The following is a 22,748-nucleotide window of genomic DNA, read 5'->3' as shown; positions in this document are numbered from 1 at the left end:
CGGACGGTCAGCTGCGGTTGTCGTTCGGGCGGCGGCAGATCCAGACCAGACCCCCGGCGGTGGCCGTGAGGAGCAGCCCACCACCCAGCGCGAGCGCCACACCCGAGTCTTCGCCCGGTCCGAAGCCGGCGCTGACCGAGCCTCGGGGAGTGCGGCCGGTGACCTGGTACGTTTCCGTGACCTTGGTCCGTGGCGGGCACTTCAGGGTGATGGTGTCGGTGCCCGCCCCGGTTCCTTCCGGGATCGTGAACCGGCCGGTGAGTACGCCTTCCTCGTCGCCTGCGAAGAGGTGGAACTCCCCGCCGACCTCCGACCAGCCCTTGCCGTAGTCCGCGGCGGGGTCGCAGTCGCTCGTACTGACCGTGACCGTGGAACCCGGGGAACCGTCCCCCGGGTCGATGCGAACGTGTGAGTCATCAGCGGCGACAGCGACCGGGATCTGCAGGCCGAGGGCACCGAGAGCCAGACCGATACCTGCACCCATGTGTGTGTAACGCATGCGAATCCTCCAACGGAACAGTGTCCGGCCTGTCTGCGCGGCACCTCTCTTGTGTTCCGCTCACGAGGCAACCGACAGCCCGTCAGCCCTGCAACCTGACGGGCCGCCATATGTGTCCTCCGGACGAGTACCTCGGCGTGTCCGCTTGATCTTTTGCGCAGGTCACCGACGCGGAGATCATCAATACCGATCACCCACCACCCCCGTCCCCATTACGGTGAAGGCCGACCGTGCCGGTGGTGCGCCGGCCGGTGGACGGGCGGTCGGCGTGTGGAGAGTTTGAATATGCTCGGAGCGCAGTGAACGGGGAGGAGCGCAGCATTGGACGGACTCGCACCGAGCGATCCCCGGGAGGTCGGGCCCTACCGGCTCCTCGGCAGACTCGGCAGTGGCGGAATGGGCCGTGTCTATCTCGGCCGGTCTCCGTCGGGCCGCAGGGTCGCGGTCAAGGTGGTCAGGAACGACATCGCCGACGATCCCGGGTTCCGTGGACGCTTCCGCCGCGAGGTCGAGCTGGCGATGAGGGTCGGCGGCTACTGGACCGCCGCCGTGGTGGACGCCGATCCGGACGCCCCGGAACCGTGGATCGCGAGCGAGTACATCCCCGGGCCTTCCCTGCACCGCAGAATCGCCGACGACGGCCCGCTCTCGGCAGCCGAGGTGCGTGAGCTCGGCGCCGGGCTGGCGGAGGCGCTGGCCTCCATCCACGCGCTGAACCTGGTCCACCGGGACCTGAAGCCCTCCAACATCCTGCTGACGGACACCGGTCCCCGCGTCATCGACTTCGGCATATCCAAGGCTCTGGAAAGCTCCGGTACGAGCACCGCGCTCACCCACACCGGTGTGGTCATCGGCACCCCCGGCTTCATGTCGCCCGAACAGGCCACCGGCGCGCAGGTCGGCACGCCGAGTGACGTGTTCTCCCTCGGCGCGGTCCTCGCCTACGCCGCCACCGGTGCCGAGCCCTTCGGCACCGGCACCCCGGTCGCTCTGCTCTACCGGGTCGTCGGCGAGGAGCCGGACCTGTCGGCCGTTCCGGACGAACTGCGCGACGTCATCGCGCTGTGCCTCGCGAAGGACCCGGCGCTCAGGCCCTCACCAGCCGCGCTGCTCGCTCTGCTCACGGGCGGGGAACACCCGACCGTGCCCGCTCCGGCGCCGCTGCCCACGGTCGCGTACACCCGTGGCCTGGACGCCGCCGATGCGGCAGAACCGGCGGCGTCCGTGGGGGCCGATGCCCAGGGTTCTCGAGCCGACGCTCCGCTGGAGCTCATCGACGGCGGCGAGGACCGCTTTCGGAGCATACGTTTCCGGCGCCTGTTCGAGGCCCTCCTGCGGGTGGCGGTGCTCGGGACGATCCCGCTGGGCGTGGCCATCGCACAGGGCGTCGACGTGGTGGCCAACTGGGGTGCCGTCCTGGCCGTCTACCTGACCTTCGCCGTACCTGCCGCCGCTTATTACTGGGCGGCCTGCCGCCCCTTCCGGGAGACCTCCGAACTGAGCGTCGGCCGCGAAGGGGTCGCCCTGCGACGCGGGCACGACACCGCCGAACTCCCCTGGCACGAGCTGGAACGCGTGCTGGTCTCGGTCGGCTCCGCACCGTACTCCGTCACTCTCTTCTGCCGTTTCCGCGACCCCGGCGAGGTCGACGTCACCGGTCTTCCGGCCAAGGTGCTCTCCGTGCATCCGCCGCTGGCGACCTTCACCCTGCTGGCCCTGAACCGAGCCGAACGCAACGCCTCCTGCTCGGAAGTCCACCAGGCACTCGGCAACTTCGCCCCGCCCGGCGTCTATCAGCCGCATCCCAAGGTCCTCAGGCGAACCGCCCTTCAGACCTCCACCCGTTGAGCTCCCTGCTGTCGCCGCGTCAGGAGCGACCTGAGGACCGGCTCGGCATGGGTCCACAGCAGGGCGCCACCGATCCCCGGCACGACATGGTGACGAGCGTCAGGCATCCGGGCAGCGAGCAGTGCTCCGTTGTCGGGCGAGTGGGTGGTGTCCTGCTCGCCGTACCAGATGTCGACCGGGACGGCGATCTCGTCGAGGGCGAACGGCCACCGCCCCATCGCCAGGACCGTGTCGCGGGCGTACCCGGCAGCGCCCTGCGAGAATCCCTCGTCCAAGGCCCTGCGGTAAGCAGCCGCGAAAGCAGGGTCCTGGTACACGGCAAGGTCGCACTCCGGGCTCCCGGCCAGCACCATGTCCCACATCGCATCCGCGGTGAAGCCCGCGAAGAACTCCTCGGTGCCGGCCGGATCGCATGCGGTCCGCTCGACGAGATCGCGCAGGTCCGCCGCCAGGACGGAAGCGAACTCCGGAGCGGCGACCTCGTCCGCTCCGGAGACGACAGCCAGCGCAGAGGCGACCCCCTCCGCAGCGCAGGCGAGAGCGAATGGTGCGCCTTGCGAGTTCCCGACCACCAGCGGGTGTTCCAGCCCTCGCATGGCGCAGAGTTGACGCATATCCGCAGCGAAGTCGGAGAAGGTCCGGCCTGCGGCGGGCGTCGAGACACCGAGTCCCGGACGATCCACCGAGACGAGACGCACTCCAAGGGCCTCGACAACGCCCGCGCCGAACCCGAGCCACCGGCTCGTAGCCGCCCCCGGACACAACAGAACAGGTACTCCGTCCTCCGGCCCCCACTCGGCCCAGCCGAGCAGCCGCCCGCCAGGCAGAGCAGTTTCACCCGTCCGGGCAGGAACCTCGACGTATCCAGTCATGACCAGCATCATGGCCATGGACCGGATACCTCGCACCCGACTTTCACCACGGCCCCGAGCAGGGCAGGGAACCGACTCGCCGGGGGGTGCGGGAAGCGGCCCGCCTCCTTGAGACCCTAGGGCCATGGAGTTCTTCTGCTACCACCGCGACCGGCCCGGCTCTCTGCCGCTGCGCGAACAACTCGGGGAAGAGCATTGGTCCTACATGGACCGGTACGCGAAGGAGATGATCGCCCGGGGCCCGACCCTCGCCGACGACGGCGACACGCCCACCGGCAGTGTGCACATCGTCGACCTGCCCGATCCCGCCGCTGCCCGTGCGTTCGCCTTCGACGAGCCGAACTACCAGGCCGGCGGCTACCGGGACGTGCTGCTGCGGCGGTGGCGCAACATGCTGGGGCGCACCATGTGGGACTTCCCCGGCGGCCGGACCGGCGGCAACCGGTATCTGGTGCTCGGCCTCGGCGGGGGGCAGGCCGCCGACCTGGCGGTGCCGCCCGACCGGGACGAACTGATCGCCTACGGACCGCTGTTGTCCGACGACGGCGCCACCTGGCTGGGCACGGCGGTGTTGCTCCGGGCGCCGGACCAGGACACGGCACGCGCCGTCCTGACCGCGGACCGATACGCCGACATCGAGGTGCACAACTGGCAGTTCGGCGGGCGGCCGTCATGACCGGCTGATGTACGTCAGCCGAGTGTGAACCGCACCGGGGTCCCGGCCGCCGCCTGCGCCGCCGCGGCCAGGGCGGGTTCGGCGACGACCGCGATCACCGGGTAGCCGCCTGTCGTCGGATGATCGTGCAGGAAGACCACGGGACGTCCGTCCGGCGGGACCTGGACGGCGCCGAGGACCATGCCCTCGCTGGGGAGTTCGCCCGTCCACGCCCGTTCCAGCGGTGGTCCCTCGGTGCGCAGGCCGATGCGGTTGCTGTGCGCGGAGACCCGGTACGTCGCCGAGGTGAACGTGTGCAGTGCGGCCGGGGTGAACCAGTCGGCGCGGGGGCCGGGACGTACCGGAAGGATCAGTTCTGTGGGCGGCCCCTGCCAGGGGGCGGCGACGGGCGTCGCCACCTGCCGTGCGGGGGTGCCGACCGGGAGGACGTCCCCGTCGCGCAGGGCTGACGGGCCGAGCCCGGAGAGCAGGTCCGTGGAGCGGCTGCCCAGGACCGGTTCGACGGCGATGCCTCCGGCGACCGCCACGTACGAGCGCACGCCCGCGGTCACCGCCCCCACGTCCAGGACGGCGCCCGCCGGCACCCCCACCGGTGTGCCCCAGGCCACCGGCCGCCCGTCCACCGCCACGGGGCAGGGCGCACCGCCGACCACGACGGTGACGGCTCGGTCGGGCTGCAGGGCGCAGCCGGTCAGGGTGGTCTCCAGGACGGCGGTGTCGGGGTCGTTGCCGAGCAGCCGGTTGGCGAGCCGCATCGCGAACGCGTCCAGGGCGCCGGAGCGGGGAACTCCCAGGTGGGCATGGCCGTACCGGCCCGAGTCCTGCACCGTGGTGAGGGCGCCGGCGCGCACGGTCGTGAGTTTGGCGGTCATGCCGCATCCTCCGTCGGCACGAAGCGCACCCGTGTCCCCGGCGTGAGGAGCGCCGCCGCTTCTCTCATGGGGTCCCACAGGCGACCCGGGTCCGGCATGGTGCCGATCAGCTGCCAGCCGCCGGGGGTGGAGCGGGGGTAGACCGCGCTGTAGGGACCGGCGAGCCCGACCGCTCCGGCCGGTACCCGGGTGCGGGGGGTGGCCCGGCGGGGTACGTGCAGTTCCGCGGGCAGGCCGGTGAGATAGCCGAAGCCCGGTGCGAAGCCGCAGAACGCCACACGGTAGGTACGGGAGGAATGGAGGCCGGCGACCTCTTCCCTGCCGACTCCCCACAGGGCCGCCACGTCGGCCAGGTCCGGTCCGTCGTAGCGCACGGAGATCTCCACGACGTCCCCGTCGTCCGCGGCCCGCGGCGCGATCTCCCAGTCGGCGAGCCGGCGGGCCAGGGCCTCCGGGTCCCGCACCCCGTCCAGGAGCACGGTGCGCGCTCCGGGCACGATCTCCCGCACCGGCGGCAGTGTCCCCACCGCGCGCCGGCGCAGCAGTTCGGCGTGGAAGGCCGCGGTGCGTTCGGCGTCGGGCAGTTCGACGAGAAGTGCGTGCCGTCCGGCGGGGCGGGCCGTGAGCCGCGGGTGGGACGTCATGAGAACGCCCCGACCTCGACTCCGGCCGCCTCCAGTGCCTCGCGCACCCGGGCGGCGATCCGCGCGGCGCCCGGGGTGTCGCCGTGCACGCACAGGGAACGGGCGGCGACCGTGACCGTCGCACCGTCGACCGCCTCGACCGCGCCGTCCACCGCGAAGGCCAGCGCCCGCCGTACCACCGCGTCCTCGTCCGTCACCACGGAGTCAGGTTCGCGACGCGGGACGAGTGTGCCCTCGGCGGTGTAGGCGCGGTCGGCGAAGGCCTCGGGTACGCCGGTGAGCCCGGCGTCCCCGGCGGCGGCGAGCAGCCGCGACCCGGGCAGGCCGAGCACGGGCAGGCTGCCACCCGCGAGTTGCACGCCCGCCACCACGGCGCGGGCCTGCACGACGTCGTGGACGGTGCGGTTGTAGAGCGCGCCGTGCGGTTTGACGTAGGCCACCTCGGTCCCGGCGGCCTCGGCGAAGACCCTGAGTGCGCCGATCTGGTACGCGACCTCGGCCGCGAGTTCGTCGGCGGGCACGTCCATCGTGCGCCGTCCGAAGCCTGCCAGGTCGCGGTAGGACACCTGGGCCCCGATCCTTACCCCGCGCTCCGCGGCGAGGTCGCAGACGCGCCGCATCACCGAGGGGTCGCCCGCGTGGAAACCGCAGGCGACGTTGGCGCTGGTGACGACGGAGAGCAGGGCGTCGTCGTCGGTGAGGGTCCAGCGGCCGAAGCCTTCACCGAGGTCTGCGTTGAGGTCGATCACGCTCCGAACGTAATGGATCGTTGAACGATCCCACAAGAGTTGACCGAGTGGGAACGTCACGACCGGCACGAAAGTCACCTCTTGTTAGATCGTTCAACGATCGTCTAGGGTCCGTGCATCTGCCACGTATCCGGGGTCACGGTCCGAGGACCGCCAAGCTCCGGCTCCGAACCTCCCGGGTCCGTGCCCTGCCCCCAATGCCTGAAGAAGGCCACCGAATGATCGTTCTGCTCGGTGTGGTCGTGGTGATCCTCGGATTCGTCACGCGCCGCAATCCCGTCCTCGTGGTGGGCGTCGCCGGTATCGTCACCGGACTGCTCGGCAAGATGAACCCGCTGGAGGTCCTCGCGGCCTTCGGCAGGTCCTTCGCCGACAGCCGCTCGGTCACCGTCTACGCCATCGTGCTCCCGGTGATCGGCCTGCTGGAGCGCTACGGCCTGCGCGAACAGGCCCGCAACCTCATCGGCCGTCTGGGCAGGCTCAGCGCCGGCCGCTTCCTCACCGTCTACCTGCTGGTCAGGCAGGTCACCGCGGCCTTCGGCCTGAACAGCATCGGCGGCCCGGCGCAGACCGTACGGCCGCTGGTGGCGCCCATGGCGGAGGCCGCCGCCGAGCGCTCCACGGGCGCCAGGCTGCCCGACCGTCTGCGGGAGAAGGTGCGCTCCTACTCCGCCTCGGCCGACACCGTGGGCGTCTTCTTCGGTGAGGACTGCTTCATCGCGATCGGCTCCATCCTGCTGATCACCGGTTTTGTGAACTCCACCTACCAGCAGGACGTCGAACCGACCCAGCTGGCCCTGTGGGCGATCCCGCTCGCCGTCTGCGCCTTCCTCATCCACGGCGCCCGGCTGCTGCTCCTGGACAAGCAACTGGAGCGCGAGATGGCGCTCGCCGCCGCCGAGCACGACCTTCCGCTTCCCGAGGGGGCCGACAAGTGATCAAGGTCGAATGGCTCTACTGGCTGATAGGCCTCGTCTTCGTCGTCATGGCCGTGCAGATGGCCGCCGACCGCAGCAACCCAAGGCGATGGACGTCCGCCGCCTTCTGGGGCCTGCTCGGGCTCACCTTCCCCTACGGCACCGGCGTCGCCAACGCCACGGCCGGCAACGGCGGCTGGACCCTGCCCGCCGAACCGCTCGGCGTCGCGGTGCTCGCGCTGATCGTGCTCGCCGGGTTCAACTTCCTCGGCAAGGGCGTCCCGGTCACCACCACCGGCGAGCAGCGGGAGGCCTCCGCGGCCCGGCTCGGCAACAAGATCTTCGTTCCCGCCCTGACGATCCCGCTCGTCGCCATCGTCTGCGCCTCCGTGCTGGACGAGTCCGGACTGTTCGAGTCGGGCAAGGCCACGCTCCTCGGGCTCGGCCTCGGCTGTGTCGTCGCGCTCGTCGTCGGCATGCTGGTCACCGGCGAGAAGAAGCCCTCCGTCCCGGTCCACGCCGGCCGCTCCATGCTGGAGGCCATGGGCTCCGCCCTGCTGCTGCCCCAGCTCCTGGCCGTGCTCGGCTCGATCTTCGCCGCGGCCGGAGTCGGCACCCAGGTCGGCGACATCGTCAACGACGTCCTGCCGGACGACTCCAAGTACCTCGCGGTGATCGCGTACTGCGTCGGCATGTTCCTGTTCACCGTCATCATGGGCAACGCCTTCGCCGCCTTCCCCGTGATGACCGCGGCCATCGGCTGGCCCGTGCTCATCCAGCAGATGCACGGCAACGAGCCCGCCGTCCTCGCGATCGGCATGCTGGCCGGCTTCGCCGGCACGCTCTGCACGCCGATGGCCGCCAACTTCAACATCGTCCCGGCCACCCTGCTGGAGCTGAAGGACCAGTACGGACCGATCAAGGCCCAGCTGCCGACGGGGCTCGCGCTGCTCGTCTGCTGCACCGTGATCATGGCGGTCTTCGCCTTCTGAGCCTCCGCGCCCCGGCCTCCCGGCCCGACCCACTCCCTAAGGAAGTGCCTTGACCCGCGTCCTCATCACCGGCTTCGCCCCCTTCGGCGGCGAGCGCGTGAACCCGTCCTGGCAGGCGGCGTCCCTGGTGGCCGCCGAACCGCCCGCCGGGCTCACGGTCACCGCCACCGAACTGCCCTGCGTGTTCGGCGAGTCCCTCGACGCCCTGCGCGACGCCGTCCGCACGACCGCCCCCGACCTGGTGCTCTGCCTGGGCCAGGCGGGCGGTCGCCCCGGCGTGACCGTCGAACGCGTCGGCATCAACCTCGACGACGCCCGCATCCCCGACAACAAGGGCCGGCAGCCCATCGACGAACCGGTGGTTCCGGACGGCCCCGCCGCCTACTTCTCCACCCTCCCCGTCAAGGCCTGCGTCGCCTCGATGCGCGAGGCCGGTGTCCCGGCCGCCGTCTCCCACACGGCCGGCACCTTCGTCTGCAACCACGTGGCGTACGGCCTCGGCCATCTCATCGCCACCGAGTTCCCGCACATACGGGGCGGTTTCGTGCACGTGCCCTGGGCCCCGGAACAGGTCACCGACGGCCGGGCTCCGTCCCTGCCGCCCGCCACCGTCGCCCACGGCCTGCGCGCCCTGCTGACCACCGCCGCCCGCACACCGGCCGAACGGGACCTCAAGGTCACCGAGGGAGCCACCCACTGATGCCGCTCAGCACGTACGCGACCGACTTCGCCCGGATCGCCCTCACCAACATCACCCGTGAGTACCCGAACTTCCCCGCCCACCTGATCACGTCCTCCGACGAGCCGCTCGGTCCCAGCACCCTGCACCCGGCCTTCTACGGCGCCTACGACTGGCACTCCTCGGTCCACATGCACTGGCTGCTCGTCCGTCTGCTCCGGCACCACGAGGGGACCCCCGCGCTGCCGGACACCGGTCCCGCCGTCGACGTGCTCGACCGGCACCTCACCCCCGGAAACCTCGCCGCCGAAGCCGCCTACCTCCGCGAGCACCCCTCCTTCGAGCGCCCCTACGGCTGGGCCTGGCTCCTCGCGCTCGCCGCCGAGTGCCGGGCGTACGGAGGGGCGGCGGGCGCCCGCTGGACCGAGGCCCTGGCGCCGGCCGTCGCCGTCGTCGACCGGCTGCTGGCCGACTGGCTGCCGAAGGCCACCTACCCCGTGCGCCACGGCAACCACCCCAACAGCGCCTTCGCGCTGGGCCTCGCGCTCGACTCCGGAGAGCTGTCACCCGCGACCGACCGGGCCGTACGGGAACGTCTGCTGGCCTGGTTCGCCGACGACCACGACGCGCCCGCGCACTGGGAACCGTCGGGCCAGGACTTCCTGTCCCCGGCCCTGAGCGAGGCCGACGCGATGCGCAGGGTGCTGCCCGGGGAGGAGTTCGCGTCGTGGCTGGACCGTTTCCTGCCCGCGCTGCGCTCCGGCGCGCCCTGCCCGCTGCTGGACGTCCCGCTCGTCTCCGACCACGCCGACCCGCAGATCGGGCACCTGCTCGGCCTGGCCCTCAGCAGAGCGGCCGCGTTGCGCTCCCTCGCGGACGCCCTGCCGGAGGGAGCGGTCCGCAGTCGTCTGGGCGCGGCGGCCGAGGCACACCTCTCGGCGGGCCTGCCGGCGGTGGAACGCGGCGACTTCACCACCGACCACTGGCTGGCGACCTTCGCCGCCCTGGCCCTCGCTCCCCTGGGCTGCCGCTGAACCGGTGCGACCCGATCGGCCCCGGGCTGCCAGGGGAACCGGTCCCCTGGCAGCCCGCGTGACCGCCGCTCAGGCAGCGCGGCGAGGAGCGGTCAGCCGCCCGAGTGACCGGTGTTGCGGCGCTTGACGTACAGGCGGCCGTCCTTCCGGCCGGTCCACTCCAGCCGCACGACACCGGGCACGGCGGCATCGGCGACGCGCTCCGGGTGCTTCCAGTAGCCCTGGGCCGGGTTGCGGAAGAACGTCGCCCACAGGCCGCCCTTGTGGTCCTCGAAGAAGTTGTTGTGTCCCGCGCCCACCCCCGCGGTCCACCGCTCGGAGTAAGGGCCCTCGAAGCTGTCGGAGACGGCGACGATCGCGTCGTACTGGTACTGCACACGGCCCGTGCCGGGCGGATCGTAGGCGTTGCGTGTGCTCCCGTAGGCATCGACCGACGTCCGGTCCCACGCGGCGTGGACCAGGTAGTACTTGCCCTTGTACTGGAACACGTACGCGCCCTCGAGATACGGCTCTGGGGAGTAGGGCGTCTGCCGGAACTCCGGGAGGTTGGTCGTCGTGACGATGTCCTCCATGTCGTCCCGGAACTCGGCGTACAGGTCGTTGTGCAGCACGAGCCAGGCGTCGTCGCCCTCGCTGTAGAAGCTGCCGTCGATGTGGTGGTAGGCGCCGGGCTCGATGAAACTCGGCCCTCCGATGAACGAGTCACCGAAGGGCTTCTCCAGGTTCCCCTCGATCAGCCGGTACGGGCCCTCGACGCCGCCCTCGCTGACGAGCATGAACGAGCCGACCTTGCGGGAGTGGTCGCCCATGCACGCGACGATGTACCAGCGTCCCTTGAAGTGGTGCACCTCGGACGCCCACACGTTGCCCCGCTTGCCGAACCGGTCGTCGTGCCAGTACTCCTGCCAGGGCGCGACGACCGTCCGGCCGGGCCGGTTCTCCCCGACGAACTCGGGCGACCACACCTTGCCCTTCTCGGCGTCCGGCCGTATCCCGGTCGTGTCGGCGAGTCTCCACGGCCCCTCCAGCGAGGGCGCCACCCAGACGAAGATCCCGTCGTTCCAGGGGCCGGCCGCTTCCAGTCCGGGCACACGGGTGGTGCCCGTGGCCACGTAGACGGGACGGCCGTCGACGACGAAGCAGTTGACGTAGGTGTCCCGCATCCACACACGGCCGAGCTCCTCGTCCCGGGGGCGCAGCTCCAGCGGGAGCACGAAGGAGTTGTCCTCCCGCGGCCACAGGTCCAGCCGGGTGTCGGCGACACCGTAGGGCTCCGGGTCGGGCCAGTTCGCCGGCTGACGCCGCTCCGACGCGGCCGGTGACTGCGCCGGTGCTGCCGCGTGAGCGGAAGTCGTCGGAAGGGCTGCTGCCGCCCCCACGCCGGCGGCACCGGCCAGCAGGGAGCGTCGGCGCACACGTTTCTGGGCATCGGCCATCAGTCGCGTTCTCCTTCGTCATCCCCGCACGGAACCCAAGGAGCAGCTCAGGGCGAGCTGCGTGGCGGGGGTATGGCGCACAGCATGCGAACGCCCGCACATTTACGTCAACACCTCGGACGAATAATCCCCTGCCCAAGGCGTGCAAGGGCATCGGCGACCAGATCTTATGAACGATTCGTTTCAGCTTTCTGTCGGAGTGTTGACGGAATAACTCGGCCTCCCTACCTTGACCGGCATGCAGATGCCCAGCGGAGTGCACGCACTGGTCAGGCGGACCCATGAGGAACGCGTCCTGCGCGCGCTGCAGGAGAACGGCGCCATGAGCCGCGGTGAGATAGCCCGGGTCGTGGGCCTGTCCCGCACGACCCTCTCCGAGATCACCGGGAGCCTCCTGCAACGAGGCGCCATCGTGGTCGTGGACACCGACGCGTCCAGGCGCGAGGGCAGTGGCCGGCCGGCCGAGCGGCTGGCACTCGACCCCGCGTCGGCCCAGTTCATGGGCGTCGACTTCGGCCATCGACGCGTCCATGTCGTCGTCGCCGACGCCTCGCACGAGATCATGGCCTCCGGCGCGACCCGCTACGACGACACGACGTCCTGGCAGAAGCGGACCGAACTCGCCCTCACCCTGGTGGAGCGGCTGACCGCCGAAGCCGGTGTCCACTACGGAGCACTGCAGGGCATCGGTATCGGCGTACCGGGGCCCTACCCGGCGCCGGAGGGAACGGCCCGGCCCCGCACCTCTCCCCTGGGCACGGTGCTCCGCCCGGCCCCGGAGGGCGTCGACGTCGCGTTCGCGGAACGCTTCGACGCGCCGGTGATCGTCGACAACAACACGCGGCTGGCCGCTCTCGCCGAGGCGATCAGCGGCGCCGACAGCGTCGCCGACCTGGTGTACGTACGGCTGTCGGACGGCGTCGGCGGCGGACTCGTCGTCGGCGGTCACCTGGTCACCGGCTCTGCCGGGCTGGCCGGCGAGCTCGGACACGTGACCGTCGAACCGGCCGGCCGGCCGTGCCGGTGCGGAAAGCGCGGCTGTCTGGAGACCGTGGCGTCGGTCCCCGCGATCCTCGCGGCCTGCTGGGAGTTCGGCCTGCGCCTGGAGAACCTGGGCGACCTGGCGGACGCCGTGGCCCGTGCCCATCCCGTCGCCGACAGAGTGCTGCGGGAGGCGGCCGGGGCGCTGGGACGTGTCGTCGGAGCGGCCACGATGACCCTCAATCCCTCCAAGGTCGTCATCGGCGGCGAAATCGCGCGGCTGGCCCCCGTCATCGTGGAGCAGGTCGCAGCCACCCTCGCCGCCGACCTCTTCCCGACCGCGGCCGCCGGTCCCGTCGTCGAAGCCGCCCGGCTCTCGGACGACGACGGGGCCCTCGGCGCTCTCGCCGCGGTCTTCCACAACTCCCCACTGCTGGCGAGGTATCCCGAAACCGCCGACGTCAAGGGCGGTTCCGGGGCCCGCACGACCTCCCCCGAAGGAGCCGCCCATGTCCGTCCTTGACAAGCGGGGCGCCCGGCCACGGCACCCCATGGCCCACAAGACACCCGGAGAACCGGCCGGCCCGGGCACCGCGGAGGAGACGAAGGCCGCGCCGGAGCGTGCGCGGCCCGGCCGGCGCGGGCTTCCGCTGGCCCTGAACGCCGTGTCCGTCGCGCTGGGCATCGCACTGTGGTGGGGTCTGGCCGCGGCGGGCTTCAAGCTGCCGACACCGCCCGAGGTCGTTTCCCGGGCCGGGACACTGATCGGCGACGGGACACTCGGCCAGGACGCACTCGCCAGCCTGACCCGCGTCCTCATCGGCTTCGCCCTCGGCACGGCCGTGGCCGTCCCGGTCGGCTTCCTCATGGGCTGGTACGGCCTCCTGCGCGGCCTGATCGAACCCTGGGTCCAGTTCTTCCGGACCATTCCGCCGCTGGCCATCATCCCGCTGGCCGTGGTCGTCATGGGGATCGACGAGACCCCGAAGATCTTCGTCATCTTCCTCGCCGCGTTCCTGGCGTGCGTGATCTCGACCTTCCAGGGCGTGGTGAGCGTCGACCGCACCCTCATCAACGCCGCCCGGGTGCTGGGCGCCAAGGACGCGACGATCTTCGCCCGTGTGGTGGTGCCCGCCTCCACCCCGTTCATCCTGGTCGGCATGCGCGTCGGCCTCGGCTCGGCCTGGGCCACCCTGGTCGCCGCCGAGCTCATCGCCGCACAGCAGGGACTCGGCTACCGGATGCAGAACGCCCAGCTCTACTACGACCTTCCGACCATCTTCGTCGGACTGATCTCGATCGGGATCCTCGGTCTGCTCATGGACCGCGTCCTGCTGCTCGCGGAACGCAAGCTCACCGGATGGCAGGAGCGCCGATGACCAGCAAACCCGCCAAGATATCCCTGCAGAGCGTCACCAAGACGTTCGCGCTGGGCCGCGACACGTTCACCGCTCTCGACGACGTGTCCCTCGACATCGCGGACCGCGAGTTCGTCACCGTCGTCGGTCCCTCGGGCTGCGGCAAGAGCACCCTCATGAACATCCTCGCCGGGCTGGAGACGCCCACGGCGGGCCGTGCCCTGGTGGACGGCGCCCCCGTGTCCGGACCCGGACCCGAGCGCGGCGTGATCTTCCAGCAGTACGCGCTCTTCCCTTGGCTGACGGTGCGCCAGAACGTCGAGTTCGGTCTCAGGACGACCGGTGTCCCGAAGGGCGAACGCCGCAGCCGGGCGGAGCACTTCATCCAGCTCGTGGGCCTCGAACGCTTCGCCGACGCGCTTCCCAAGACCCTGTCCGGAGGCATGCGCCAGCGCTGTGCCATCGCCCGCGCCTACGCCGTCAATCCCTCGATCCTCCTGATGGACGAACCGTTCGGCGCGCTCGACGCGTTGACCCGGGTCAAACTCCAGGAACAGCTGCTGGAGACCTGGAGCCAGGACAAGCGCACGGTGCTGTTCATCACGCACGACGTCGACGAGGCCGTGTTCCTGGCGAACCGTGTGATCGTCATGGCGGCCCGCCCCGGGCGTGTCTACGACGTGATCGAGGTCGACCCCGCCATCGAGCGCAACGAGGAATTCCGTCTCAGCCCCGAGTTCGCCGCACTGCGCAACCGTGTGTGGCACTCCGTCTACCACCAGGAAGGCCGCACCGCCGCCCCTTCCGTCTCCAGCTCCTCGACGACATGACCCGGAAGGGACCGCCCGTCATGCCACCCACCATCACCCGCAGACACCTCTCCGCCGGCCTCGCCGGCCTGTGCGCCATGGCGCTGCTGACCGCATGCGGCGGCGGAACGTCCTCCGGCGCGTCGGGCGACAAGGTGCGCTTCGGCTACATCAACGACTTCAACGGTGCGAGCCTGATCGCCATCGCCGACGCCAAGGGCCTGTGGAAGAAGCACGGGCTGACGGCGGAGAGCAAGGTCTTCACCAACGGGCCGCTGCAGATCCAGGCCCTCGGCACGGACAATCTCGACTTCGGCTACATAGGGCCGGGCGCGATGTGGCTGCCCGCCTCCGGCCAGGCCAAGGTCGTCGCCATCAACACGCTCGGCAACTCCGACCGGGTCATCGCCCAGCCAGGCATCGACTCGATGGAGAAGCTGAAGGGGAAGACCGTGGCCGTCCCCGAAGGCACCTCCGGCGACATGATCCTCTCGCTCGCGCTGAAGCAGGCGGGGATGACCAAGAAGGACCTCGACGTCGTCCCCATGGACCCCTCCACCATCGTCTCCGCCGTCTCCTCCAAGCAGGTCGACGGGGCGGGCTTCTGGTACCCCGCGGCGGCCACGATCAAGAAGCAGGTTCCCGGCCTGGAAGAGCTGGCCAGGAACAGCGACTTCGAGGACGACGTCGCCTTCCCCACCGCGTTCGTCGCCGGCAACAAGCTGGTGGAGGACCAGCCGGAGAAGGTCAAGAAGGTCCTCGCCGTCCTGCGCGACGCCATCGCGTTCCGGTCCGCGCACACCGACGAGGCCGTCCGGCTCACCGCCGGCAAACTCGGCATCCCCGTCGACCAGGTCGAAGCCGACGCCTCCAACAACAAGCTGCTCAGCGTCGAAGAGCTCGACACGCTGACCCGGGACGGGACCATCGCGACCTGGCTGAAGGGCATGAACGACTACTTCGTCGACACGGGAAAGCTGAAGAAGCCCGTCGACCCGAACACCTACTACACCGGCGACCTCTTCATCGGAGCAGGCAAGTGACCCCGTCCAGCACGCCGGGCCAGTCCCGTACGTCCAGGAAGAACATCCTCTTCCTCATGACCGACCAGCACCGTGCGGACACGCTCGGCGCCTACGGCAACCGCCTGGCGCGGACCCCGGTCCTCGACGAGCTCGCCGCCACCGGCACCCGTTTCGACCGCTGGTACACGCCCACCGCGATCTGCACCCCCGCCCGGGCCAGCCTGCTGACCGGTCAGGCACCCTTCCGGCACAAGCTGCTCGCCAACCACGAGCGCAACGTCGGCTACCTCGAAGACCTGGCGGAGGACCAGTTCACCTTCTCCCAGGCCCTGCGGGAGCACGGCTACAACTGCGGGCTCATCGGCAAGTGGCACGTCGGCAACCGCCGGAACGCGGCCGACTACGGCTTCGACGGCCCGGACCTGCCCGGCTGGCACAACCCGGTGGACCACCCGGACTACCTCGCCTACCTCGCCGAACGCGGTCTGCCGCCGTACGAGATCAGCGACCGCATCCGCGGCACCCTGCCCAACGGCGGCCCCGGCAACCTGCTTGCCGCGAGACTGCATCAACCGGTCGAGGCGACCTTCGAGCACTACCTGGCCACCCGCGCCATCGAACAGCTGGAGCAGTACGCCGAGGACTCCCGCCGGCACGGGAAGCCGTTCTTCCTCGCGCTGCACTTCTTCGGCCCCCACCTGCCCTACATCCTCCCCGACGAGTACTTCGACCTCGTCGACCCCAAAGACGTGGAGCTGCCGCGATCCATCGCGGAGACCTTCCACGGCAAACCCCCGGTGCAGCGCAACTACAGCGCGCACTGGACGTTCGACACCATGCCGATCGAGGTCACCCGCAAGCTCATCGCGGTCTACTGGGGCTACGTGGCGCTGATCGACATGGAGATCGGCCGTGTCATGAAGGCCATGGAGCAGCTCGGACTGGTGGACGACACCGCGGTGTTCTTCACCTGCGACCACGGCGAGTTCACCGGCTCCCACCGGCTGCACGACAAGGGCCCGGCGATGTACGAGGACATCTACCGCACCCCCGGCCTGCTCCGCGTCCCGGGCGCGCCGCCCGGCGTGGTGCGCCCCGAATTCGTCAGCCTGCTCGACTGCACCGCGACCATTCTCGAACTGGCCGGCATCGACCCGAAACCCGCGGTCGACTCACGCAGTCTGCTCCCCCTCGTACGCGGCGAGGCGGTGGACTGGGACGAGGACGTCGTCTGCGAGTTCCACGGCCATCACTTCCCCTACCCGCAGCGCATGCTGCGCGACGACCGGTACAAACTGGTCGTCAACCCCGATTCCGTCAACGAGCTCTACGACCTGCTCACCGACCCGGACGAGCTGCAGAACATCCACGACCACCCCGAACAGGCGGACGTCAGAGCACGGATGACGCGCCGTCTGTACGACGTGCTGCGGGAGCGGGGCGACAACTTCTACCACTGGATGACGTCGATGTACGACGTCGGCCACGTAGGACACGACCCGACCCTGAGCGGACTCGACGAGTCGACCTACCGAACCTAGGACAGCGCTCGCACGCGGCCGGTCGGTCGACGCGGCGCCGGCACACCCCCGAGGACATCCATCATGACCAGCGATCACCACCCCTGCTGCACCCCTGGTGTCGCCGGCTCGCCGGAGGCCGTCGCCGTGCCCCTCACGGCGGCGCCGCCGGCACCGGTCCACACCGCCACCGAGCGCTCGACGCGCGGACAGGTACGCCTGCCGGGCGGGGAGTTCGCCATGGGGGACGCCTTCGACGAGGGGTACCCCGCCGACGGTGAGACACCCGTTCACACGGTGCGCCTCGAACCGTTCCACATCGACGAGACCGCCGTCACCAACGCCCGGTTCGCCGCCTTCGTCAAGGCCACCGGTCACGTCACCGACGCCGAACGCTACGGCTCCTCGGCGGTGTTCCACCTGGTGGTCGCCGCCCCCGCGGCCGACATCCTCGGCCAGGCGGCCGGAGCTCCCTGGTGGATCAACGTCAAAGGCGCCCACTGGCGACGCCCCGAAGGGGCCCACTCCGACATCACCGGCCGGCAGAACCACCCCGTCGTCCACGTCTCCTGGAACGACGCGACCGCCTACGCCCGTTGGGCGGGCAAACGCCTGCCCACCGAGGCCGAGTGGGAGTACGCCGCACGCGGCGGCCTCAGCGGCCGGCGCTATGCGTGGGGTGACGACCTCACCCCCGGCGGACGGTGGCGCTGCAACATCTGGCAGGGCCACTTCCCGCACACCAACACCGCCGAGGACGGTCACCTGACCACCGCACCCGTGAGGTCCTACCGCCCCAACGGCTTCGGCCTGTGGAACACCGCCGGGAACGTGTGGGAGTGGTGCTCCGACTGGTTCTCGCCCACCTACTACACCCGGTCGCCCCGGGAGGACCCGCGCGGCCCGGAGACCGGGACCACGCGGGTCGTGCGCGGCGGCTCCTACCTGTGCCACGACTCCTACTGCAACCGCTACCGGGTCGCCGCCCGCTCCTCCAACACCCCGGAGTCCTCCTCCGGGAACCTCGGTTTCCGCTGCGCCAATGACGGCCCGGCCGAGTGACCGTCCCGGTCCGGGCACGTCCTAGTAGGCGAGCTCCCCGATGCCGCCGTCGACGCGCAGTACGGTGCCGGCGGTGTAGGCGGACTCGTCCGAGGCGAGATAGACGGCTGCCTTGGCCATCTCGGTGGCGGTACCCAGGCGGTGGAGGGGCACGGTCCGCCGGAGCTCTTCATAGATCGCCGCTTGCTGCTCGGGCCCGAGCGACGCGAACACATTGGTGACGGTAGGCCCCGGGCTGAGCCCGTTCACCCGGACGCCCCGCTCCTTCAACTCATAGGTCAGCCCGCGAGCGTAGGACAGCAGGCCCGCCTTGGCCGCGCCGTAGACCGTCGCGTTCTCGTGTCCGACGAAGGCGGAGACCGAACCGACGAGAATGACCGATGACTGCGGTGCGAAAAGCGGCAACAGGCTTCTGATCAGAAAGAACGGCGCTTTCAAATTGACCGCGAGAAGCCTGTCGAACGCCTCCTCGGTCCACTCCTCGATCGGCAGGTGCGTGACGTCGGCGGCGTTGCTCATCAGGATGTCGAGCTTCGGCCACTCCGCCCGCAGCCGCGAGGCGAGCGCCGCCTGGCCGGGTACGTCGCCGGCGTCGCTGACGAGGGTCAGCACCGGACCCCCCAATTGCCGGGCGGCCCCTTCCAGCCTGTCGCGCGACCGTCCGGTGATCGCGACCGACGCTCCCTCGGCGAGGAACTCGCGGGCGGTCTCGAAACCTATGCCGCTCGTCCCTCCGGTGATCAGTGCGTGCTTTCCATCAAGGCGGCCCATGAACTTCCTTTCCCCGGTTGGTGTCAAGGCGCGTGGTCGGGACAACGGTGACGGCCGTCAGATGGCGGTCCGGCCACCGTCGGCGGCCACGATCGCCCCGGTCACATAACTGGCGCGGTCGCCGGCGAGAAAAGCGATCACGTGGGCCACTTCGCTCGGGTCGGAGGTGCGCTTGAGTGCGGTGGTCAGGCCCATACCGCCCATGTCCGGGCCCATCGCCGCGACGACTTTCGAGGTGTGCATCGGGCCGGGGCTGACGGCGTTGACCCGCACGTTCGAGGAAGCGAACTCCGCCGCCCAGGTGCGGGTCAGCGATTCGAGTGCCGCCTTGCTGGCCCCGTACACGGCCATCCCCGGCATGCCGAGGCCGGCTGCCGTCGAGCTCACGTTGACGATGCTGCCACCGCCGTTGGCGGCCATTCTCGGCGCGAGCAGCGCGGTGAGCAGGAACGGGGCCCGCACATTGACCGCGAAGACGGCGTCGTAGCTCACCATGTCCTCCCCGCCGGTCGGGCCGAACGCCATGACGGCCGCGTTGTTGACCAGGACGTCCACGGCTCCCGCGTCCTCGGCCAGCCGGTGTACGGCCGCCGGATCGGCCAGGTCGGCCGCGACGAAACGCACCGTCCCGGTGGACCCGTCACCGCCCGCGAGCAGCTCATCCACGACCTCGGCACCGCGCTCCGGATCGGTGCCGGTGAGGACCAGGTCGGCTCCCTGTGCGGCCAGCACCCTGGCCGTCGCATGCCCGAGTCCGCCGACGGCGCCGGACCCGGTGATGAGTGCTGTCTTCCCCGCCAACTGCATGGCTTCGCCCTCCGCGCCCGGCACATGACGGCCGGAGCGACTTCTGTGCAAGCGTTCAAAAACTAACGAGACGGAAGCTATGACTTCTTGAACGCCCAGTCAAGAAGTTGTAGTCTCAGCCACGTGGCACGGACAGGACGACCCCGCGAGTTCGACAAGGACAAGACACTGGCGCGCGCAGTCGAGCTGTTCTGGTCCCGGGGATACGGGGCGACCTCGATCCAGGACCTGGTCGACGCGCTCGCCGTCGAACGCGGCAGTCTCTACGGCACCTTCGGCGACAAGCGCCGCTTCTACCTCGACGCCGTCAGGCTCTACTGGGACGTGTACGAGCGGCACCTGATCACCGCGCTGGACACGACCCCCCTCCTGCCGGCACTGCGCGAGATCCTCACCCATCCGGCACGCCTGGACGAACTGATCTCCGACGTGGGCACACCGCACGGCTGCATGGTCGGCAACACCAGCGCCGAACTCGTCCCCCACGACGCCGAAGCCACGCAGGTCGTGACCCACTCCTACCGCCGCTTCACCGACCTCGTCACCGACGCACTCCGCCGCGCCCAGTCCACCGGAGAGGTCACGGACAGCGCCGCTCCCGAGGCCCAGGCCCAGCTGCTCCTCTACGTCGTCCAGGGCCTCTCGCTCGTATCGAGGGCAGGTCTCGACAGGGCGGCTGCCCTGTCCGCGATCGACACCGCGATCGACGCGTTGCGGGCGTGACGGATGACCATGGCCGCCGACACCTCACGATTGAGGGGGGTGGCGAGCGGCCTCTGACTCGTCCGGGACATGACGGTCGTCATCAGCCGCAGTGGCCAGGACCCCGGGTTACGGACTCGCCGGCGATGGTGCCGCCGAAAGCAATGCAGGTGTTCCGGCCGTCGACGTACACAGGCCCTGCGTACGTGGTGTAGTAGCCGTTGTCGACATCGCCGCCTCCAGTGGCGGTGCGCGTGATCCACGCCTCCATCCAGAGGGCCTGGCCCGGGGCATTGCGCACCGTGACAGCGCAGTTCTTGCCGACCGATCCGTTCCAGGTCAGAAACAGGGTGCCGGAATTGCCGATGGCAGCGGATTCGACGACGCTGTAACCAGCCCCGCACACGCCGTTGTAGGAAGCAGCCTGAGCGGACGCGGGGACAGCCAGCATTCCGGCTCCCGCCAAGGCCAACGCGCCGAAGACGACGCCGAGGCGCTGCGCAATACGCGAACCGCTCCTCATCATGTGTCCGCCCCTTCGGCAGCGAAGCCGACCGTGGTGAGGGCCAGGGAACCGCAGTGTCCATAACCGGAGTTGCCGGACCACGACGCGACCTGGCCGTTGAACGACACACAGGTGCCAGGGGCATGCAGGTAGACCGGGCCCGCGTACTGGGTGTATTGCCCACTGTCCCATACCCCGGCGCCGTCACTCTGCCGGAAGAGGCCCACATGCATGAACTGGCGTGTGCCGCTGCCGGACTTCGGGACGGTGTAGGCGCAGTTCATGCCCGTCGCGCTGCTGTAGTAGAGATAGGTGTACCCGGAGTAGAACTCCAGAGTGTCGATCTTGTTACCGGCGCAAATGGCGGCAGCCTCGGCAGTGCCCGCACCTCCTACGACCAGTCCGCCTGTGCACAGGGCCAGGGAAGCAGCCGCGGTCGCCGCTCGTCGTGCGGATCTTCGGAAAAGGAAACGCACTGGATCTCCTTCATGCGGGGAAGGATGGACCGGAGCCACATCAGAGTGGTCTGGCCATACGAGAGGCACAAGGTGAATTCGGGACATCGACGTTCCCGCACTTGAGCCTTTCAGTGCGGCCTTGGATCACCACCGGCCTCCGGCCACCACCCGGCGGATTCGCCCGGCGCCGCGCGACCCGCCGGCAGGAGGGTCAGGTCAGTGCCGCGCGGATGGCGGCTTCGACCTGGGTGGCGGCCTTGGCGTGGCCGCCGGCGTTGGGGTGTACGAGGGTGACCCGGTTGCCGCTGGAGCACTCCACGGTGAGCAGGCCGAACCTCAGCGCGTCCGGCCAGTAGGAGCCCGCCTGCCCGCAGACCCCTTCCACCCACTTCACCCCCCGGGGCCGGCACCCGTCGTGACCGACGGTGGAGGTGGCGGTGTCGACATACTGGCCGCCGGACGCTTCCGTCACGCCCTGGATGATCTCGTTGAGGCGCGTGCCCACCTCGTGCAGCCAGGCGATGTCCCCGTGGGTGGCCGAGGCCGTTCCGATCCCCTGGATCGGAGCGGCCAGCTCGGTGGTGTCCTGACGGTCGCAGATGCTGGGGTCCTCGGGGACGACCGTGGGGTAGCCAACGGTGATGATCTTGGCATTGGGCGCCTTCTGCTGCACGGCGCGCAGCATGGCGGTGTACTCCCGGGTGATCCGGTCGTACTTGTCGTGGATCGACTCGGGGTCGAGGGACGAGCCGCCCGCTTCGTAGGCGTCCCGGCAGGGTGCGGCCTGGTCGGGCCGGCCGACGCCGGCGAGCAGGCAGGACGCGAGCATCCTGCCGAAGGGCAGGCTGTTGCCGCCCACGCTGATCGTGACCACCTCGGTGCCGGCACTCAGCTGGGCGCGGTCGGCCTGAGGAGCCAGGCTGGGCCAGCCGCCCGCGGGGGGCTGCAGCGGGCTGATGGGGGTCTGTCCCGTCGTGGCGATCTCGGCGATGGTGGCGCCACCGCAGCTGACGTCGGTCAGCTTCACCTCCCGGCCCGCAGGCGGGTCGGCGGCGAGCGCGCGGGCGACCAGTTGCGGGTACGAGCCCGTCGTGCGATCACAGCCGTCACGGTCCGCACTGCCCAGCGGCGGGCTCGGCTGGCCGACGAAGATGCCGGCCGCGTAGGAGTCGCCGAGCACCGCCCACTGCACCGGGTCTGCCACCGCTGACGCCGGGGCCGGAGCGGCGGTCGCGAGCGTCAGCACGGCCAGCGCACCCAGCGCGACCCTCCGGACGAAGGCCCCGCCGCGTACGGCGCCGGCGGCGGCTTCTGCCCGGTCGCGTGAGGCGGGTTCGGACGTCTTGGCGTGGAACACGTGGCTCTCCAGGGGACAGACCGAATGGCTGTTTGCGGAAAGTACTCAAACAGCTACGCTCCGCACCGGTCCAGGTCCTGGATGATCATTCACTCCACAGGTCCACATACGTCACGTCGACGCGGAGCAGGACCGGAGCTTCCGAGGTGCGGCCGCTGCCTCCGCCGACCAGGCT

General features: G+C 70.3%; 24 protein-coding genes. 13 read left to right on the top strand and 11 right to left on the bottom strand.

Translation table 11 applies throughout. The features are described 5' to 3' along the window. Positions 1–7: 7 nt before the first annotated feature. Positions 8–499, bottom strand: a complete 492-nt coding sequence (locus H0H10_RS36975; protein ID WP_188185573.1) for a sortase — start codon at positions 497–499, stop codon at positions 8–10. Positions 500–820: 321 nt separating this feature from the next. On the opposite strand from H0H10_RS36975, the gene H0H10_RS40400 reads away from it, so the two are divergent. Continuing rightward, on the top strand, positions 821–2,347 hold the full coding sequence (locus H0H10_RS40400; protein ID WP_223180967.1) for a serine/threonine-protein kinase: 1,527 nt from the start codon (positions 821–823) through the stop codon (positions 2,345–2,347). Here the strand turns inward: H0H10_RS40400 and H0H10_RS36965 are convergent. Then, a complete protein-coding gene (locus H0H10_RS36965; RefSeq protein ID WP_188185635.1) occupies positions 2,329–3,219 on the bottom strand; it encodes an alpha/beta fold hydrolase in 891 nt (296 codons plus the stop codon). The two genes, H0H10_RS40400 and H0H10_RS36965, sit on opposite strands and share 19 nt — an antisense overlap. A 124-nt stretch (positions 3,220–3,343) precedes the next feature. Between H0H10_RS36965 and H0H10_RS36960 the strand changes: the two genes are divergently transcribed. Further along, a complete protein-coding gene (locus tag H0H10_RS36960) occupies positions 3,344–3,895 on the top strand; it encodes a YciI family protein (RefSeq protein WP_188185572.1) in 552 nt (183 codons plus the stop codon). A 14-nt stretch (positions 3,896–3,909) separates the two neighbouring features. Here the strand turns inward: H0H10_RS36960 and H0H10_RS36955 are convergent, their stop codons facing one another. From H0H10_RS36955 to H0H10_RS36945, 3 genes are read right to left on the bottom strand one after another with little or no spacing between them, the layout of a single operon-like run. Further along, positions 3,910–4,767: a 5-oxoprolinase subunit C family protein gene (locus H0H10_RS36955; protein ID WP_188185571.1), complete on the bottom strand. Its 858-nt coding sequence runs from the start codon at positions 4,765–4,767 to the stop codon at positions 3,910–3,912. Beyond that, positions 4,764–5,411: a 5-oxoprolinase subunit B family protein gene (locus H0H10_RS36950; RefSeq protein WP_188185570.1), complete on the bottom strand. Its 648-nt coding sequence runs from the start codon at positions 5,409–5,411 to the stop codon at positions 4,764–4,766. Before H0H10_RS36950 ends, H0H10_RS36955 begins: the two co-directional genes overlap by 4 nt. After that, positions 5,408–6,160 (bottom strand): LamB/YcsF family protein, encoded by a 753-nt coding sequence (locus H0H10_RS36945; RefSeq protein ID WP_188185569.1) that lies wholly within the window; start codon positions 6,158–6,160, stop codon positions 5,408–5,410. Before H0H10_RS36945 ends, H0H10_RS36950 begins: the two co-directional genes overlap by 4 nt. Before the next feature lie 218 nt (positions 6,161–6,378). Here H0H10_RS36945 and H0H10_RS36940 point away from each other — a divergent pair, with 218 nt between their 5' ends. Genes H0H10_RS36940 through H0H10_RS36925 form a run of 4 tightly spaced genes read left to right on the top strand, consistent with a single transcriptional unit; the run spans position 6,379 to position 9,782 of the window. Continuing rightward, positions 6,379–7,098: a DUF969 domain-containing protein gene (locus H0H10_RS36940; protein ID WP_188185568.1), complete on the top strand. Its 720-nt coding sequence runs from the start codon at positions 6,379–6,381 to the stop codon at positions 7,096–7,098. Beyond that, positions 7,095–8,069, top strand: coding sequence for a DUF979 domain-containing protein (locus tag H0H10_RS36935; RefSeq protein WP_188185567.1), 975 nt, complete (start codon positions 7,095–7,097; stop codon positions 8,067–8,069). The genes H0H10_RS36940 and H0H10_RS36935 overlap by 4 nt, the downstream gene beginning before the upstream one ends. A 49-nt stretch (positions 8,070–8,118) precedes the next feature. Continuing rightward, positions 8,119–8,769, top strand: coding sequence for a pyroglutamyl-peptidase I (gene pcp, locus H0H10_RS36930; protein WP_188185566.1), 651 nt, complete (start codon positions 8,119–8,121; stop codon positions 8,767–8,769). Then, entirely contained in the window at positions 8,769–9,782 is a 1,014-nt protein-coding gene (locus tag H0H10_RS36925; RefSeq protein ID WP_188185565.1) for a DUF2891 domain-containing protein, read from the top strand. Before pcp ends, H0H10_RS36925 begins: the two co-directional genes overlap by 1 nt. Positions 9,783–9,874: 92 nt before the next feature. Here the strand turns inward: H0H10_RS36925 and H0H10_RS36920 are convergent, their stop codons facing one another. Then, positions 9,875–11,218, bottom strand: coding sequence for a family 43 glycosylhydrolase (locus tag H0H10_RS36920; RefSeq protein WP_188185564.1), 1,344 nt, complete (start codon positions 11,216–11,218; stop codon positions 9,875–9,877). Positions 11,219–11,456: 238 nt separating this feature from the next. Between H0H10_RS36920 and H0H10_RS36915 the strand changes: the two genes are divergently transcribed. The 6 genes from H0H10_RS36915 (at position 11,457) to H0H10_RS36890 (ending at position 17,973) form a co-directional block, all read left to right on the top strand. Next, on the top strand, positions 11,457–12,722 hold the full coding sequence (locus tag H0H10_RS36915; protein ID WP_188185563.1) for an ROK family transcriptional regulator: 1,266 nt from the start codon (positions 11,457–11,459) through the stop codon (positions 12,720–12,722). Positions 12,723–12,750: 28 nt separating this feature from the next. Then, on the top strand, positions 12,751–13,578 hold the full coding sequence (locus H0H10_RS36910; RefSeq protein ID WP_188185634.1) for an ABC transporter permease: 828 nt from the start codon (positions 12,751–12,753) through the stop codon (positions 13,576–13,578). Beyond that, positions 13,575–14,387: an ABC transporter ATP-binding protein gene (locus H0H10_RS36905; protein ID WP_188185562.1), complete on the top strand. Its 813-nt coding sequence runs from the start codon at positions 13,575–13,577 to the stop codon at positions 14,385–14,387. Before H0H10_RS36910 ends, H0H10_RS36905 begins: the two co-directional genes overlap by 4 nt. A gap of 20 nt (positions 14,388–14,407) precedes the next feature. Continuing rightward, positions 14,408–15,409: an aliphatic sulfonate ABC transporter substrate-binding protein gene (locus H0H10_RS36900; RefSeq protein WP_188185561.1), complete on the top strand. Its 1,002-nt coding sequence runs from the start codon at positions 14,408–14,410 to the stop codon at positions 15,407–15,409. A gap of 56 nt (positions 15,410–15,465) precedes the next feature. Further along, positions 15,466–16,932, top strand: coding sequence for a sulfatase family protein (locus H0H10_RS36895; protein WP_223181006.1), 1,467 nt, complete (start codon positions 15,466–15,468; stop codon positions 16,930–16,932). Positions 16,933–16,995: 63 nt separating this feature from the next. Next, positions 16,996–17,973: a formylglycine-generating enzyme family protein gene (locus H0H10_RS36890; protein ID WP_223180965.1), complete on the top strand. Its 978-nt coding sequence runs from the start codon at positions 16,996–16,998 to the stop codon at positions 17,971–17,973. Between the two features lie 21 nt (positions 17,974–17,994). Here the strand turns inward: H0H10_RS36890 and H0H10_RS36885 are convergent, their stop codons facing one another. Both H0H10_RS36885 and H0H10_RS36880 read right to left on the bottom strand, forming a co-directional pair. Further along, positions 17,995–18,744, bottom strand: coding sequence for an SDR family oxidoreductase (locus H0H10_RS36885; protein WP_188185559.1), 750 nt, complete (start codon positions 18,742–18,744; stop codon positions 17,995–17,997). A 57-nt stretch (positions 18,745–18,801) separates the two neighbouring features. Next, positions 18,802–19,551, bottom strand: a complete 750-nt coding sequence (locus H0H10_RS36880; RefSeq protein WP_188185558.1) for an SDR family NAD(P)-dependent oxidoreductase — start codon at positions 19,549–19,551, stop codon at positions 18,802–18,804. A gap of 123 nt (positions 19,552–19,674) precedes the next feature. Between H0H10_RS36880 and H0H10_RS36875 the strand changes: the two genes are divergently transcribed. Further along, positions 19,675–20,274: a TetR/AcrR family transcriptional regulator gene (locus H0H10_RS36875; protein ID WP_188185557.1), complete on the top strand. Its 600-nt coding sequence runs from the start codon at positions 19,675–19,677 to the stop codon at positions 20,272–20,274. Between the two features lie 82 nt (positions 20,275–20,356). On the opposite strand, the gene H0H10_RS36870 is transcribed toward H0H10_RS36875, so the two are convergent. The 3 genes from H0H10_RS36870 to H0H10_RS36860 form a co-directional block, all read right to left on the bottom strand. Next, on the bottom strand, positions 20,357–20,779 hold the full coding sequence (locus H0H10_RS36870; RefSeq protein ID WP_188185556.1) for a spore-associated protein A: 423 nt from the start codon (positions 20,777–20,779) through the stop codon (positions 20,357–20,359). Then, on the bottom strand, positions 20,776–21,234 hold the full coding sequence (locus tag H0H10_RS36865; protein WP_188185555.1) for a hypothetical protein: 459 nt from the start codon (positions 21,232–21,234) through the stop codon (positions 20,776–20,778). Before H0H10_RS36865 ends, H0H10_RS36870 begins: the two co-directional genes overlap by 4 nt. A 193-nt stretch (positions 21,235–21,427) precedes the next feature. Next, complete coding sequence (locus H0H10_RS36860; protein WP_309141984.1) at positions 21,428–22,573, bottom strand: SGNH/GDSL hydrolase family protein; 1,146 nt, start codon at positions 22,571–22,573, stop codon at positions 21,428–21,430. Between the last annotated feature and the right edge of the window lie 175 nt (positions 22,574–22,748).

The organism is Streptomyces griseicoloratus (genome assembly GCF_014534645.1).
Lineage (GTDB): Bacteria > Actinomycetota > Actinomycetes > Streptomycetales > Streptomycetaceae > Streptomyces > Streptomyces griseicoloratus.
The sequence above is the reverse complement of the archived record's forward strand: the minus strand, read 5'-3'. Positions and strand labels throughout refer to the sequence as shown.